At 57.4% G+C, this 14,259-nt stretch carries 15 protein-coding genes; 13 read left to right on the top strand and 2 right to left on the bottom strand.

Features of this window, described 5'->3' with window-relative positions; all coding sequences use genetic code 11:
• Positions 1–6 precede the first annotated feature (6 nt).
• From GIR22_RS00890 to glmS, 13 genes are all read left to right on the top strand, one after another.
• Entirely contained in the window at positions 7–879 is an 873-nt protein-coding gene (locus GIR22_RS00890; RefSeq protein WP_154741462.1) for a ParB/RepB/Spo0J family partition protein, read from the top strand.
• 148 nt (positions 880–1,027) lie between these two features.
• Complete coding sequence (locus tag GIR22_RS00885) at positions 1,028–1,435, top strand: F0F1 ATP synthase subunit I (RefSeq protein ID WP_071485335.1); 408 nt, start codon at positions 1,028–1,030, stop codon at positions 1,433–1,435.
• Between the two features lie 16 nt (positions 1,436–1,451).
• The gene (gene atpB / locus GIR22_RS00880) at positions 1,452–2,321 is read left to right on the top strand and encodes a F0F1 ATP synthase subunit A (protein ID WP_154741461.1); all 870 of its coding nucleotides are present in this window, start codon (positions 1,452–1,454) and stop codon (positions 2,319–2,321) included.
• A 133-nt stretch (positions 2,322–2,454) separates the two neighbouring features.
• Positions 2,455–2,712 carry a F0F1 ATP synthase subunit C gene (atpE, locus tag GIR22_RS00875; RefSeq protein WP_002555987.1) on the top strand — a complete coding sequence of 86 codons (258 nt, stop codon included), beginning with the start codon at positions 2,455–2,457 and terminating at the stop codon, positions 2,710–2,712.
• Positions 2,713–2,769: 57 nt separating this feature from the next.
• Positions 2,770–3,240 carry a F0F1 ATP synthase subunit B gene (locus tag GIR22_RS00870; RefSeq protein ID WP_178122014.1) on the top strand — a complete coding sequence of 157 codons (471 nt, stop codon included), beginning with the start codon at positions 2,770–2,772 and terminating at the stop codon, positions 3,238–3,240.
• Between the two features lie 12 nt (positions 3,241–3,252).
• Entirely contained in the window at positions 3,253–3,789 is a 537-nt protein-coding gene (locus GIR22_RS00865; RefSeq protein WP_154741460.1) for a F0F1 ATP synthase subunit delta, read from the top strand.
• 21 nt (positions 3,790–3,810) lie between these two features.
• Positions 3,811–5,355, top strand: a complete 1,545-nt coding sequence (atpA, locus tag GIR22_RS00860; protein WP_084378365.1) for a F0F1 ATP synthase subunit alpha — start codon at positions 3,811–3,813, stop codon at positions 5,353–5,355.
• 50 nt (positions 5,356–5,405) lie between these two features.
• Complete coding sequence (atpG, locus tag GIR22_RS00855) at positions 5,406–6,266, top strand: F0F1 ATP synthase subunit gamma (RefSeq protein ID WP_154741459.1); 861 nt, start codon at positions 5,406–5,408, stop codon at positions 6,264–6,266.
• A gap of 27 nt (positions 6,267–6,293) precedes the next feature.
• The gene (gene atpD, locus GIR22_RS00850) at positions 6,294–7,673 is read left to right on the top strand and encodes a F0F1 ATP synthase subunit beta (RefSeq protein WP_154741458.1); all 1,380 of its coding nucleotides are present in this window, start codon (positions 6,294–6,296) and stop codon (positions 7,671–7,673) included.
• Between the two features lie 44 nt (positions 7,674–7,717).
• Entirely contained in the window at positions 7,718–8,143 is a 426-nt protein-coding gene (locus tag GIR22_RS00845; RefSeq protein WP_154741457.1) for a F0F1 ATP synthase subunit epsilon, read from the top strand.
• Positions 8,144–8,257: 114 nt separating this feature from the next.
• On the top strand, positions 8,258–9,625 hold the full coding sequence (glmU, locus tag GIR22_RS00840; protein ID WP_154741456.1) for a bifunctional UDP-N-acetylglucosamine diphosphorylase/glucosamine-1-phosphate N-acetyltransferase GlmU: 1,368 nt from the start codon (positions 8,258–8,260) through the stop codon (positions 9,623–9,625).
• Between the two features lie 139 nt (positions 9,626–9,764).
• Positions 9,765–10,532: a DeoR/GlpR family DNA-binding transcription regulator gene (locus GIR22_RS00835; RefSeq protein ID WP_154741455.1), complete on the top strand. Its 768-nt coding sequence runs from the start codon at positions 9,765–9,767 to the stop codon at positions 10,530–10,532.
• A gap of 10 nt (positions 10,533–10,542) precedes the next feature.
• Positions 10,543–12,375, top strand: a complete 1,833-nt coding sequence (gene glmS / locus GIR22_RS00830) for a glutamine--fructose-6-phosphate transaminase (isomerizing) (RefSeq protein ID WP_154741454.1) — start codon at positions 10,543–10,545, stop codon at positions 12,373–12,375.
• A gap of 205 nt (positions 12,376–12,580) precedes the next feature.
• Here the strand turns inward: glmS and GIR22_RS00825 are convergent, their stop codons facing one another.
• Positions 12,581–13,543: a bifunctional GNAT family N-acetyltransferase/nucleoside diphosphate kinase regulator gene (locus tag GIR22_RS00825; protein WP_178122013.1), complete on the bottom strand. Its 963-nt coding sequence runs from the start codon at positions 13,541–13,543 to the stop codon at positions 12,581–12,583.
• A gap of 75 nt (positions 13,544–13,618) precedes the next feature.
• On the bottom strand, positions 13,619–14,062 hold the full coding sequence (locus tag GIR22_RS00820; protein WP_154741453.1) for a hypothetical protein: 444 nt from the start codon (positions 14,060–14,062) through the stop codon (positions 13,619–13,621).
• Between the last annotated feature and the right edge of the window lie 197 nt (positions 14,063–14,259).

The following is a 14,259-nucleotide window of genomic DNA, read 5'->3' as shown; positions in this document are numbered from 1 at the left end:
ACCCCCATGGCCGTCAAGAAACGAGGTCTCGGACGTGGACTGGATGCACTGCTGAGCGGTCCGACTGTCACGACCCTTGAAGAGCAAGCGACACAGGCCGATCAGCGTGAGTTGCAGCACCTGCCGCTGGACCTGATCCAGCGTGGCAAATACCAGCCGCGCCGGGACATGGACCCACAGGCATTGGAAGAGCTGGCCCAATCGATCAAGGCCCAGGGGGTCATGCAACCGATCGTGGTTCGCCCGATTGGCGATGGTCGCTTTGAAATCATCGCGGGCGAACGCCGCTGGCGTGCCAGCCAACAAGCTGGCCAGGAAACCATCCCGGCGATGGTTCGCGATGTGCCGGATGAAACTGCCATCGCCATGGCGCTGATTGAAAACATCCAGCGTGAGGACCTCAATCCCATCGAGGAAGCGATTGCCCTGCAGCGTTTGCAGCAGGAATTCAAACTGACTCAGCAGGAAGTGGCCGACGCGGTAGGCAAGTCTCGGGTTACTGTCTCGAATCTGCTTCGCCTGATCGCACTTCCTGAAGTCATCAAAACCATGCTTTCCCATGGCGACCTGGAAATGGGTCACGCCCGTGCGTTGCTCGGTTTGCCGGAAAATCAACAGGTTGAAGGGGCGCGACACGTTGTCGCACGAGGTCTCACTGTTCGTCAGACCGAGGCGCTGGTTCGCCAGTGGCTCAGCGGTAAACCTGCACCGGCCGAAACGGTGAAACCTGACCCGGACATTGCACGCCTGGAGCAGCGCCTGGCCGAGCGCCTAGGCTCTGCGGTGCAGATTCGCCATGGGAAGAAAGGCAAAGGGCAATTGGTCATCGGATATAACTCATTGGATGAGCTGCAGGGCGTCCTTGCCCACATCCGCTGAAACATTTGCTTATGTAGCGCGTGATCGGAAATCACTACCTGGCAGTTGAATAGGGGCTGAACCGCCCCTATACTCTGCGCGCATTTTGTCGGCACAAATTATGCCAAGTTATTGATTTCCGGCAGCCGACCATTGAGGAGCAAGAGTGATGGAAACCCGCACGCCAAACACGTTGCCGTTCCATCGCCTGGCTGTTTTTCCGGTTTTATTGGCTCAGTTTGTCATCCTGCTAATTGCCGCATTGGCGCTTTGGTACTGGCATGGAGTCGTAGCCGGATATTCAGGACTCTGCGGAGGCCTGATAGCCTTGCTGCCCAATATGTATTTTGCTCACAGGGCCTTTCGGTTTTCCGGCGCCCGAGCAGCCCAGGCTATCGTCCGGTCTTTTTATGCCGGCGAGGCGGGGAAACTGATTTTGACGGCAGTGCTGTTCGCACTGACCTTTGCAGGTGTGAAGCCATTGGCGCCGCTAGCTGTATTCGGCGTCTTCGTGCTGACCCAACTGGTCAGCTGGTTCGCTCCCCTGCTGATGAAAACAAGACTTTCGAGACCTTAGGGCGTTTGAGGCAACCATGGCAGAGACAACCGCTTCGGGCTATATCCAGCACCACTTGCAGAACCTGACCTTCGGGCAGCTACCTGACGGCGGCTGGGGATTTGCTCACACCGCAGCAGAAGCCAAAGAGATGGGCTTCTGGGCTTTCCACGTCGATACTCTTGGCTGGTCGGTCGCACTAGGCCTGATCTTCGTCCTGATTTTCCGCATGGCGGCAAAGAAGGCGACTTCCGGGCAACCAGGTGCTTTGCAGAACTTCGTTGAAGTATTGGTCGAATTCGTCGATGGCAGCGTGAGAGACAGCTTCCATGGCCGTAGCCCGGTGATTGCACCGCTGGCACTGACCATCTTCGTCTGGGTGTTCCTGATGAACGCCATCGACCTGATCCCGGTCGACTGGATTCCTCAGTTGGCCATCCTGATCAGCGGCGATGCACACATTCCATTCCGTGCGGTTTCGACCACAGACCCTAACGCCACCCTGGGCATGGCCCTGTCGGTGTTCGCGTTGATCATTTTCTACAGCATCAAGGTCAAGGGCATTGGCGGTTTCATCGGCGAACTGACCCTGCACCCGTTTGGCAGCAAGAACATTTTCCTGCAAGCGCTGCTGATCCCGGTGAACTTCCTGCTGGAATTCGTCACCCTGATCGCCAAGCCTATTTCCCTGGCGCTGCGACTGTTCGGCAACATGTATGCCGGCGAGTTGGTGTTTATCCTGATCGCTGTGATGTTCGGCAGCGGTCTGCTCTGGCTTAGCGGCCTGGGCATTGTTCTGCAGTGGGCGTGGGCTGTGTTCCACATCCTGATCATCACCCTGCAGGCCTTCATCTTCATGATGCTGACCATCGTCTACCTGTCGATGGCGCACGAAGAGAACCATTAAGACCAGTCTCGACTAGTCTGATGTCCTTCCCGGTGAAACGGGAAGGTGGCCTGAAAGGGCTATGAAACGATTTGTTTTACCGCTTTAAAATCTAAAAAACCTAAACCATACGACGTAAAAGTCGGGAGGAAAGATGGAAACTGTAGTTGGTCTAACCGCTATCGCTGTTGCACTGTTGATCGGCCTGGGCGCCCTGGGTACTGCCATTGGTTTCGGCCTGTTGGGCGGCAAGTTCCTGGAAGGCGCAGCGCGCCAGCCAGAAATGGTTCCAATGCTGCAAGTTAAAATGTTCATCGTCGCCGGCCTGCTCGACGCCGTGACTATGATCGGCGTTGGTATCGCTCTGTTCTTCACCTTCGCGAACCCCTTCGTTGGTCAACTCGCTGGCTAATCACTCGAATTTTCGAGTTGATTGGTGTGATGGACAACGAACGAGCGAGGTGTTGGCGTGAACATTAATGCAACCCTGATTGGCCAGTCCGTTGCGTTCTTCATTTTTGTACTGTTTTGCATGAAGTTCGTGTGGCCTCCGGTCATCGCGGCTTTGCACGAACGTCAGAAGAAGATCGCAGATGGATTGGACGCTGCCAGCCGTGCAGCTCGCGACCTGGAGCTGGCCCAAGAAAAAGCGGGCCATCAACTGCGCGATGCGAAAGCACAGGCAGCTGAAATCATTGAGCAAGCCAAGAAACGCGGTAACCAGATCGTCGAAGAGGCTGTTGATAAAGCCCGCGTCGAAGCTGAACGTGTGAAGGCACAGGCGATTGCCGAGATCGAACAGGAACTGAACGGCGTCAAAGACGCGCTGCGTGCCCAACTGGGTGCTCTGGCGGTCGGCGGTGCTGAGAAGATCCTCGGTGCCACAATCGATCAAAACGCGCACGCGGAGCTGGTTAACAAACTGGCTGCTGAAATTTAAGCGAGGGCGATCATGGCAGAATTGACCACGTTGGCCCGACCTTACGCTAAGGCAGCCTTCGAGCACGCCCAGGCCCACCAGCAACTGGCCTCTTGGTCAGCCATGCTCGGCCTGGCTGCAGCAGTGTCGCAAGATGACACCATGCAGAGCGTGCTCAAGGCCCCGCGCCTGACGAGCGCAGACAAGGCCGCCACGTTTATTGACGTGTGCGGTGACAAGTTTGATGTGAAAGTGCAGAACTTCATCCACGTCGTTGCCGAAAACGACCGTCTCCCGCTTTTGCCGGAGATTGCCGCTCTGTTTGACCTGTACAAGGCCGAACAAGAGAAATCGGTAGATGTTGAAGTCACCAGTGCTTTTGCATTGAACCAAGAACAGCAAGACAAACTCGCCAAGGTTCTCAGTGCACGACTCGACCGGGAAGTGCGCCTGCAAGTTGCGGAGGATGCCACCCTGATTGGTGGTGTCATCATTCGCGCCGGCGACCTGGTTATCGATGGCTCGGTTCGTGGCAAACTCGCGAGCCTTGCCGAAGCATTGAAATCTTGAGTTTGAAGGGGCAGCAGAGCAATGCAGCAACTCAATCCTTCCGAAATAAGTGAAATTATCAAGGGCCGCATCGACAAGCTCGATGTGACCTCCCAAGCCCGTAACGAAGGCACTGTCGTCAGCGTATCTGACGGCATCGTGCGGATTCACGGTCTGGCCGACGTCATGTACGGCGAGATGATCGAGTTTCCGGGCGGCGTCTTCGGTATGGCCCTCAACCTGGAGCAAGACTCCGTAGGTGCCGTTGTATTGGGCGCTTACCAGTCTCTGGCCGAAGGCATGAGCGCCAAGTGCACAGGCCGCATCCTGGAAGTTCCGGTTGGTAAGGAATTGCTGGGTCGCGTTGTCGACGCACTGGGTAACCCAGTTGACGGCAAAGGTCCGCTGAACAACACCGAGACCGATGCGGTCGAGAAAGTTGCTCCAGGCGTGATCTGGCGTAAGTCTGTAGACCAGCCTGTACAGACTGGCTACAAGGCTGTCGATGCCATGATTCCTGTCGGCCGTGGCCAGCGTGAGCTGATCATCGGTGACCGTCAGATCGGTAAAACCGCTCTGGCAATCGACGCGATCATCAACCAGAAAGACAGCGGCATTTTCTGCGTCTACGTAGCCATTGGTCAGAAGCAATCGACCATCGCCAACGTGGTTCGCAAGCTGGAAGAAAACGGCGCCCTGGCCAACACGATCATCGTGGCTGCCAGTGCTTCGGAATCTCCTGCGCTGCAGTTCCTGGCACCGTACTCCGGTTGCACCATGGGTGAATTCTTCCGCGACCGCGGTGAAGACGCACTGATCGTTTATGACGATCTGTCCAAGCAAGCAGTGGCTTACCGCCAGATTTCCCTGCTGCTGCGCCGTCCACCAGGCCGTGAAGCCTACCCAGGCGACGTGTTCTATCTCCACTCCCGTCTGTTGGAGCGCGCATCCCGCGTTTCGGAAGAGTACGTAGAGAAGTTCACCAATGGCGCAGTGACCGGCAAAACTGGTTCCCTGACCGCACTGCCGATCATCGAAACCCAGGCTGGCGACGTTTCCGCGTTCGTTCCGACCAACGTGATTTCCATCACTGACGGTCAGATCTTCCTGGAATCGGCCATGTTCAACTCCGGGATCCGTCCTGCTGTGAACGCCGGTGTTTCGGTATCCCGTGTGGGTGGTGCCGCTCAGACCAAGATCATCAAGAAGCTCTCCGGTGGTATCCGTACCGCTCTGGCTCAGTACCGTGAACTGGCGGCATTCGCCCAGTTCGCTTCTGACCTGGACGAAGCGACCCGTAAGCAACTTGAGCATGGTCAGCGCGTTACCGAGCTGATGAAGCAGAAGCAATACGCCCCAATGTCGATCGCTGACATGGCGTTGTCGCTGTATGCCGCTGAGCGTGGGTTCCTGACTGACGTCGAAATCGCCAAGGTCGGCAGCTTTGAACAAGCGCTGATTGCTTACTTCAACCGAGATCATGCCGATTTGATGGCCAAGATCAACGTGAAGGGTGACTTCAATGACGAAATCGACGCTGGCATGAAAGCCGGTATCGAGAAGTTCAAGGCCACCCAAACCTGGTAAGCCGCAGCGGGAGCCGCAAGGCTTCCGCTTGCTAACCTGATAGGTGTTACATGGCAGGCGCAAAAGAGATTCGCAGTAAGATTGCGAGCATCAAAAGCACGCAAAAGATTACCAGCGCCATGGAAAAAGTGGCGGTCAGCAAAATGCGCAGGGCACAAATGCGCATGGCTGCTAGCCGTCCTTATGCGGAGCGTATCCGCCAGGTAATTGGGCATTTGGCCAACGCCAACCCGGAATACCGCCACCCGTTCATGATCGACCGCGAAGTTAAGCGCGTTGGTTATGTCGTCGTGAGCAGTGACCGTGGTTTGTGCGGTGGTTTGAATACCAACCTGTTCAAGGCCCTGGTCAAGGACATGGCGGTAAACCGCGAAAACGGCGTCGAGATCGATCTGTGTGTCGTTGGTAGCAAGGGTGCGGCCTTTTTCCGCAACTTCGGCGGTAACGTCGTTGCAGCTATCAGCCACCTGGGTGAAGAGCCGTCGATCAATGATTTGATCGGCAGCGTCAAGGTGATGCTGGATGCGTACCTGGAAGGCCGGATTGACCGCCTGTCCGTGGTATCCAACAAGTTCATCAACACCATGACCCAGCAGCCTACCGTGGAGCAGTTGATTCCATTGGTGGCGACCCCGGATCAGGAACTCAAGCACCACTGGGACTACCTCTACGAACCAGACGCCAAAGAGCTGCTTGACGGCTTGATGGTGCGCTACGTGGAGTCGCAGGTGTACCAGGCGGTGGTCGAGAACAACGCAGCTGAACAAGCGGCGCGGATGATCGCGATGAAAAACGCTACCGACAACGCCGGTGATTTGATCAGTGATTTGCAACTGATCTACAACAAGGCGCGTCAGGCTGCGATCACCCAAGAGATCTCGGAAATCGTCGGCGGCGCTGCCGCGGTTTAACGGTTCAAATATTCAGAGGATCCAGCTATGAGTAGCGGACGTATCGTTCAAATCATCGGCGCCGTTATCGACGTGGAATTTCCACGCGACAGCGTACCGAGCATCTACAACGCTTTGAAAGTCCAAAGCGATGCCGGCACCACTCTTGAAGTTCAGCAGCAGCTGGGCGACGGCGTGGTTCGTACCATTGCGATGGGGTCCACCGAAGGCTTGAAGCGCGGTCTGGGCGTTGTCGACACAGGTGCTGCCATTTCCGTACCGGTCGGTAAAGCGACCCTGGGCCGGATCATGGACGTACTGGGCAACCCGATTGACGAAGCTGGCCCGATCGACACCGAAGAGCGTTGGGGCATTCACCGTCCTGCGCCGTCGTTCGCAGAGCAGGCAGGCGGTAACGACCTGCTGGAAACCGGCATCAAGGTTATCGACCTGGTTTGCCCGTTCGCCAAGGGCGGTAAAGTCGGTCTGTTCGGTGGTGCCGGTGTAGGCAAAACCGTAAACATGATGGAATTGATCCGTAACATCGCCATCGAGCACAGCGGTTATTCCGTGTTCGCCGGTGTGGGTGAGCGTACTCGTGAGGGTAACGACTTCTACCACGAGATGAAGGATTCCAACGTTCTGGACAAAGTGGCACTGGTTTACGGTCAGATGAACGAGCCGCCGGGTAACCGTCTGCGCGTGGCACTGACTGGCCTGACCATGGCCGAGAAGTTCCGTGACGAAGGTAACGACGTTCTGCTGTTCGTCGACAACATCTACCGTTACACCCTGGCCGGTACTGAAGTATCCGCACTGCTGGGCCGTATGCCTTCTGCAGTAGGTTACCAGCCGACCCTGGCTGAAGAGATGGGCGTTCTGCAAGAACGTATCACTTCCACCAAGGAAGGTTCGATCACCTCGATCCAAGCGGTATACGTACCTGCGGATGACTTGACCGACCCGTCGCCAGCGACCACCTTCGCCCACTTGGACGCCACTGTTGTACTGTCCCGTGACATCGCCTCCCTGGGTATCTACCCAGCGGTCGATCCACTGGACTCGACTTCGCGCCAGCTGGACCCGAACGTGATCGGCCAGGAGCACTACGACACCGCTCGCGGCGTTCAGTACGTGCTGCAGCGTTACAAAGAACTGAAGGACATCATTGCGATCCTGGGTATGGACGAGCTGTCGGAAACCGACAAGCAGTTGGTATCCCGCGCTCGTAAGATCCAGCGTTTCTTGTCGCAGCCGTTCTTCGTGGCTGAAGTCTTCACCGGTGCTTCGGGTAAATACGTTTCCCTGAAAGACACCATTGCTGGCTTCAAAGGCATCCTCAACGGTGACTACGACCACCTGCCAGAACAAGCGTTCTACATGGTCGGCGGCATCGAAGAAGCGATCGAGAAAGCCAAGAAACTGTAATCCCGGCGCCCGGCAACGGGCGCTCATCAGGTTGAGGCAATCAGATGGCTATGACAGTCCATTGCGATATCGTCAGCGCGGAAGGGGAAATCTTCTCCGGTCTGGTAGAAATGGTGATTGCACACGGCGAGTTGGGTGACCTGGGTATTGCCATGGGCCACGCACCGTTGATCACCAGCTTGAAGCCGGGTCCGATCCGCTTGATCAAGCAGGGTGGAGAAGCCGAGGTGTTTTACATCTCTGGTGGTTTCCTCGAGGTTCAGCCGAACATGGTCAAGGTACTTGCCGACACTGTGCAACGTGCTGCCGACCTGGATGAAGCCTCCGCTCAGGAAGCCGTCAAGGCTGCCGAGAAGGCCCTGAATGAAAAAGGCGCAGATTTCGACTACGGTTCTGCTGCTGCACGTCTGGCCGAGGCCGCAGCTCAGCTGCGTACCGTCCAGCAGATCCGCAAGAAGTTTGGCGGTTAAGCCGTTACGCTTCATGTGTGATTGATTAAAAAGGGTAGCCTCGGCTACCCTTTTTCTTTTTTGCAAAATACTTCTTTGGTCTTAAGTCTGACCGCCCAGGATTGGTAGCCATTCATGTCTCTCGAAATCGTAATTCTTGCCGCAGGCCAGGGTACCCGCATGCGTTCGGCCCTACCCAAGGTGTTGCACCCGGTTGCTGGAAACTCCATGCTCGGCCATGTTATCCACAGCGCCCGGCAACTGGACCCACAGCGTATTCACGTGGTGATTGGCCATGGTGCCGATGTGGTACGTGAGCGCCTGGCAGCGGACGACTTGAATTTCGTATTGCAGGACAAGCAACTGGGCACTGGCCATGCCACCGCCCAAGCCGTGCCGTTCATCACTGCCGACACCGTACTTATCCTCTACGGCGACGTGCCCCTGATCGAAGTGGAAACCCTGCAGCGCCTGCTCAAGCACGTAGTGCCTGGGCAAATGGGCCTGCTGACCGTAGAACTGGAAGACCCCACCGGTTACGGCCGTATCGTACGCAACGCTGACGGCAAGGTTGCCGCTATCGTCGAGCATAAAGATGCCAGCGAAGCCCAGCGTGCCATCACCGAAGGCAACACCGGAATCCTTGCGGTGCCGGCTGACCGATTGGCTGATTGGATGAGCCGCTTGTCCAACAACAATGCTCAGGGCGAGTACTACCTGACCGATGTCATCGAAATGGCCGTCAGTGATGGCTTGGTGGTCGCCACCGAACAGCCTCACGACCCGATGGAAGTGCAGGGCGCCAATGACCGCAAGCAACTGGCGGAACTGGAGCGTCACTACCAGCAGCGCGAAGCCCGCCGTCTCATGGCGCTGGGTGTGACCTTGCGCGACCCCGCACGCTTTGACGTGCGGGGCGACATCACCGTGGGCCGCGACGTGCTGATCGACATCAACGTAATCCTCGAAGGCCGGGTGGTCATTGAAGACAATGTGGTGATCGGCCCGAACTGCGTGATCAAGGACAGTACCCTGCGCCAAGGTGTTGTGATCAAGGCCAACAGCCATATCGATGGTGCGGTGATGGGCGAGGGCAGCGATGCCGGCCCATTCGCGCGGTTGCGTCCTGGTAGCGTGTTGGGAGCCAGGGCTCATGTCGGTAATTTCGTCGAACTGAAAAACGCGCAGATGGGCGACGATGCCAAGGCTGGCCATCTTGCCTACTTGGGTGATGCGGTGATCGGCGCTCGCAGCAATATCGGCGCCGGCGCGATCACCTGCAACTACGATGGCGCAAACAAGTACCAGACGACCATTGGCGAAGACGTGTTCATCGGCTCGAACAACTCGTTGATTGCCCCTGTGACGATCGGTGATGGTTCAAACACTGCAGCAGGTTCAACCATCAACCAGGATGTGGATAAGTCGCAACTGGCCGTAGCTCGCGCCCGCCAACGCAACATCGACGGTTGGAAACGCCCGGTCAAAATCAAAAAGACCTGAGTTATCCACAACCCGCAATACCTTGTAGGAGCGAGGCGGCCCCTCGCTCCTAGAGTTTTTTATAGCCCACTCTTGACGATTTCCCGTCAATAGGTTTTGATTGCCTTCGTTATCTTTCGAAACGAAACTTATCACTACCATGTCGAAACGAAATACTCCCCAGCGCCGCCACAACATCCTCACCTTGCTCAACGAGCAGGGTGAAGTCAGCGTGGACGAATTGGCCAAGCGTTTCGAGACATCGGAAGTGACCATCCGCAAAGACCTGGCCGCTCTCGAGAGCAACGGCTTGCTACTGCGCCGCTATGGCGGTGCTATCACTATGCCCCAGGAACTGGTGGGCGACCCCGCCCAGCCCATTTCGGTCTACAAGCGCGCCATTGCCCGCGCGGCCGTCAAGCGCCTGCGTGAGCATGCGCGGATCATTATCGACAGCGGCAGCACCACCGCCGCGATGATCCCCGAGCTGGGGCCTCAGCCCGGCCTGGTGGTGATGACCAATTCCCTGCACGTGGCCCGCGCCTTGAGCGAACTGGAACACGAGCCGGTGTTGTTGATGACAGGCGGTACCTGGGACCCGCATTCGGACTCGTTCCAGGGCCAGGTCGCCGAGCAAGTGCTGCGCTCCTACGACTTTGATCAACTGTTTATCGGCGCCGACGGCATTGATCTGCAGCGCGGTACCACCACCTTCAACGAATTACTGGGCCTGAGCCGCGTGATGGCCGAGGTCGCCCGCGAAGTGGTGGTGATGGTCGAATCCGACAAGATCGGCCGCAAGATCCCCAACCTGGAGCTGCCTTGGGGCAACGTCCATACCCTTATTACCGATGATCGCCTGCCGCTTGAGGCCCGCGACCAGATTCAAGCCCGCGGCATCACGCTGATTTGCGCGGCAGTCATCTAGGAGAGAAACCATGTGTGGAATTGTAGGCGCAGTCGCTGAACGCAACGTCACTGCCATTTTGCTCGAAGGCCTCAAGCGCCTTGAATACCGTGGCTATGACAGCGCTGGTGTGGCGCTCTTTACCCATTCTGGCAAGCTTGAGCGCATGCGCCGCCCGGGCAAGGTCAGCGAACTGGAGCAGGCTTTGGCCGGCGAGCCTCTGGCAGGCCGCCTGGGTATTGCTCACACTCGCTGGGCGACTCACGGTGCCCCGTGTGAACGCAATGCCCACCCGCACTTCTCCGGTGACTTGGCTGTGGTGCACAACGGCATCATTGAAAACCACGAAGTGCTGCGCGAACAGCTCAAAGGCCTCGGCTATGTATTTACCTCGGACACCGACACCGAAGTCATCGCTCACCTGCTGGACCATAAGCTCAAGGACCACAGCGACCTGACCACTGCCCTCAAGGCCACCGTCAAGGAACTGCACGGGGCCTATGGCCTGGCCGTGATCAGCGCGAGCCAGCCGGACCGGCTGGTTGCCGCCCGCAGTGGCAGCCCGTTGGTGATCGGTCTCGGCCTGGGTGAGAACTTCCTTGCTTCCGACCAATTGGCCCTGCGTCAGGTCACCGACCGCTTCATGTACCTGGAGGAAGGCGATATTGCTGAAATCCGTCGTGAAAGCGTGCAGATCTGGGACGTTAACGGCTTGTCCGTTGAACGTGAAGCGGTGCAGTACCGTGACGGTGCCGAAGCCGCCGAGAAGGGCGAGTTCCGCCATTTCATGCTCAAGGAAATCCATGAGCAGCCGTCCGTGGTGCAACGCACCCTGGAAGGTCGATTGAGCCAGAACCAAGTGCTGGTCAATGCCTTTGGCCCGCAAGCCGCCGAGCTGTTTGCCAAGGTACGCAATGTACAAATCGTTGCCTGCGGCACCAGTTACCACGCCGGTATGGTTGCCCGTTACTGGCTGGAAGAACTGGCCGGTATCCCGTGCCAGGTGGAAGTGGCCAGCGAATTCCGCTACCGCAAAGTAGTGGTTCAACCGGACACCTTGTTTGTAACCATCTCCCAGTCCGGCGAAACCGCCGATACCCTGGCTGCCCTGCGTAATGCCAAAGAATTGGGCTACCTCGCCAGCCTGGCGATTTGCAACGTCAGCATCAGTTCCCTGGTGCGTGAGTCGGACCTGACGCTGCTGACCCAGGCCGGTCGTGAAATCGGCGTGGCTTCTACCAAAGCCTTCACGACTCAACTCGTCGGCCTGTTGCTGCTGACCCTTTCCCTGGGCCAAGTACGCGGGACCCTGGCCGATGGTGTTGAAGCCACTCTTGTAGAAGAGCTACGCCGCCTGCCGACCCGCCTGGGCGAAGCCCTGGCGATGGATGGCACCGTGGAGAAAGTCGCCGAGCTGTTCGCCGACAAGAACCACACCTTGTTCCTCGGCCGTGGCGCGCAGTACCCGGTGGCGATGGAAGGTGCCCTGAAACTCAAGGAAATTTCCTATATTCACGCCGAAGCCTACCCGGCCGGTGAACTGAAGCATGGCCCGTTGGCCCTGGTCGACGACGACATGCCCGTGGTCACTGTGGCACCGAACAACGAACTGCTGGAGAAGCTCAAGTCCAACCTGCAGGAAGTGCGCGCCCGTGGCGGCCAACTGATTGTGTTTGCCGATGAGAAGGCCGGCATGACCAATGGTGAAGGCACTCACGTCATCAACATGCCGCATATCCACGACACCCTGTCGCCGATCCTCTACACCATCCCGTTGCAGCTATTGTCGTACTACGTGGCGGTGCTCAAGGGTACCGACGTTGACCAGCCGCGTAACCTGGCCAAGTCGGTGACCGTGGAGTAACACCTGGCGGTAATTAGAAGGGCATGGTTTTAGAGAATAAAACTGTCGCGGGAGCCGGCTAGGTCTGTCCTACCGCCTCCTGCCTTTCGCAACTGGCTCCGCTCCTACCCTTGACCATCCAACGCGCCGTTCAGGCACGGAAAGCGAGGCCCCGTCCTTGGGGGATCCTCGCGCCTGATGGACGAACACTGGGCAAAAGGCGCAATTATAGGTGGAAATCGCCCGCAGCCTCCGGCTGGTAAAGCACTTTCCTGATCTCAATCCGGCGGGTCCGATCAGAAATTCGCCAGTCGATGGCGTCCCCCTCCTGATAGCCCAGGATGGCGGCGCCGATGTCGGAATACACGGAATGCTTCCCTGCGTTGCTGTCCGCGTCTTCAGGGTAGACCAAGGCCACTTCGATCTCTTCGTCGTCCAGCTGCAGCAAGGCCCTAGAGTTCATCGTGACGACATTGCACGCCACCTGCTGCGGCTTGACGACAATGGCTCGCTCAAGCTCATGTTCGAGTTCAACAATGGCCGGGCCTTGCTCGAGCGCGATTAGACTCTCGAGCCTGGCCTTGTCGATTTCAGTGATGTAGATCCTAGTGGAGTCGCCACCGGCACCTTCGCGCAAGAACTGGAGATAGCGCCCCGCCGTCATGGAAAATGACTTCAATGCCGGCGTTTCGCTCTCAAGCAGAAAGCCGCTGCGCAGAAAGGCTTTCAGCGAGCGCGTGTTGTCCGGGTGGATCTTGGCGATGAGCTTCTTGGCCCGCATGTCGAGGAAGGCCAGTTTCATGCCTTCGCGGATCGTGCGGGCGCCAAGGTTTCGGCCCCATTTGTCACTGTCTCCGATGACCAGGACTATCTCGCAATTTGAGCCGGTCTTGATTAGACGGACAAAGCCCACCGGGGCGTCATGTCGGTCATAGGCCATGAAGAATCGGCCGCCCCGGTTGAATAGATGGGTCAGGATCGGCAATTGAGTTCGATCGATGACTTGCTCGATGGAGCGGGAGACATGGCGCGAATCGCTCAGATAGCAGGTGACGCGCTCATCCTCCAACCAATCCATCAGCGTCAGCGCGTGCGCCCGAGTAATTTCAGGGCACAGCGAAATGAAAGGCTTGTTCATCTTAACCACACTTATTTGTAACGGATGGAAGCCCGTCATGGCTATGGCCATGACGGTTCTTTCGGCAACCGGCTATTTTAAGACATAACGCGGGTAATGCCGAACAGCCTGGAGAGTTCCCAATCCTTATCCAGCAAAGGGTAGCCAGGGGCTGGCCAGGATGATGGCCAATGTCAGCAGCACTTGTGCGACCAACAGGTACGCTTGCTTGCGCAATAGCTTGAGGGCGCCACGACGACGTTCGGCCCACGGCCTGCCAGCGCGTTTGGCCGATTGCAGGCCGAGGTTCTGCAACGCCTGGTCGAGGTCGGGGGTGCGTTCCAGGTCACGAGCCATCAGCGTGAACAGGTCAGCGTCGAAAGCCACCCGCAGCGCCCAATATTTTTGCAGCAGGCCCAGGACGATCAGCCAGCCGCTGAGAATCAGGCAGATGGGGGTAATCGTCGCCATCAGCAGCTGCGCAAGGCCAAACAGCACACCGAGCAATGTCAGCCCTGTGGATAACTGATCCAGGGAGCGACCCCGGCGTAGCAGACTGGCGACTACCTGTAATTCCAAATCAGCGGGCATAAGACAGACCCTCCAAGACTTTACGATGGGTGGGATGCAGGACCCACATGGGCGCGTGCTGTTCGCGCATCGCAAAACATTTTCTGGAGTGTGACGATTAATCGCAGCGGACACTAGTGATGGCTAGTGTTTCTGGGGGGTTGTCACTCCCCTTATGCAATCGAACAAAAATTTCACGCCTTGTGTTATATGGTAAC

It is taken from the genome of Pseudomonas karstica, from assembly GCF_009707515.1.
Lineage (GTDB): Bacteria > Pseudomonadota > Gammaproteobacteria > Pseudomonadales > Pseudomonadaceae > Aquipseudomonas > Aquipseudomonas karstica.
Note: the sequence above shows the minus strand (reverse complement) of the source record. Positions and strands in the feature narration are given on the sequence as shown.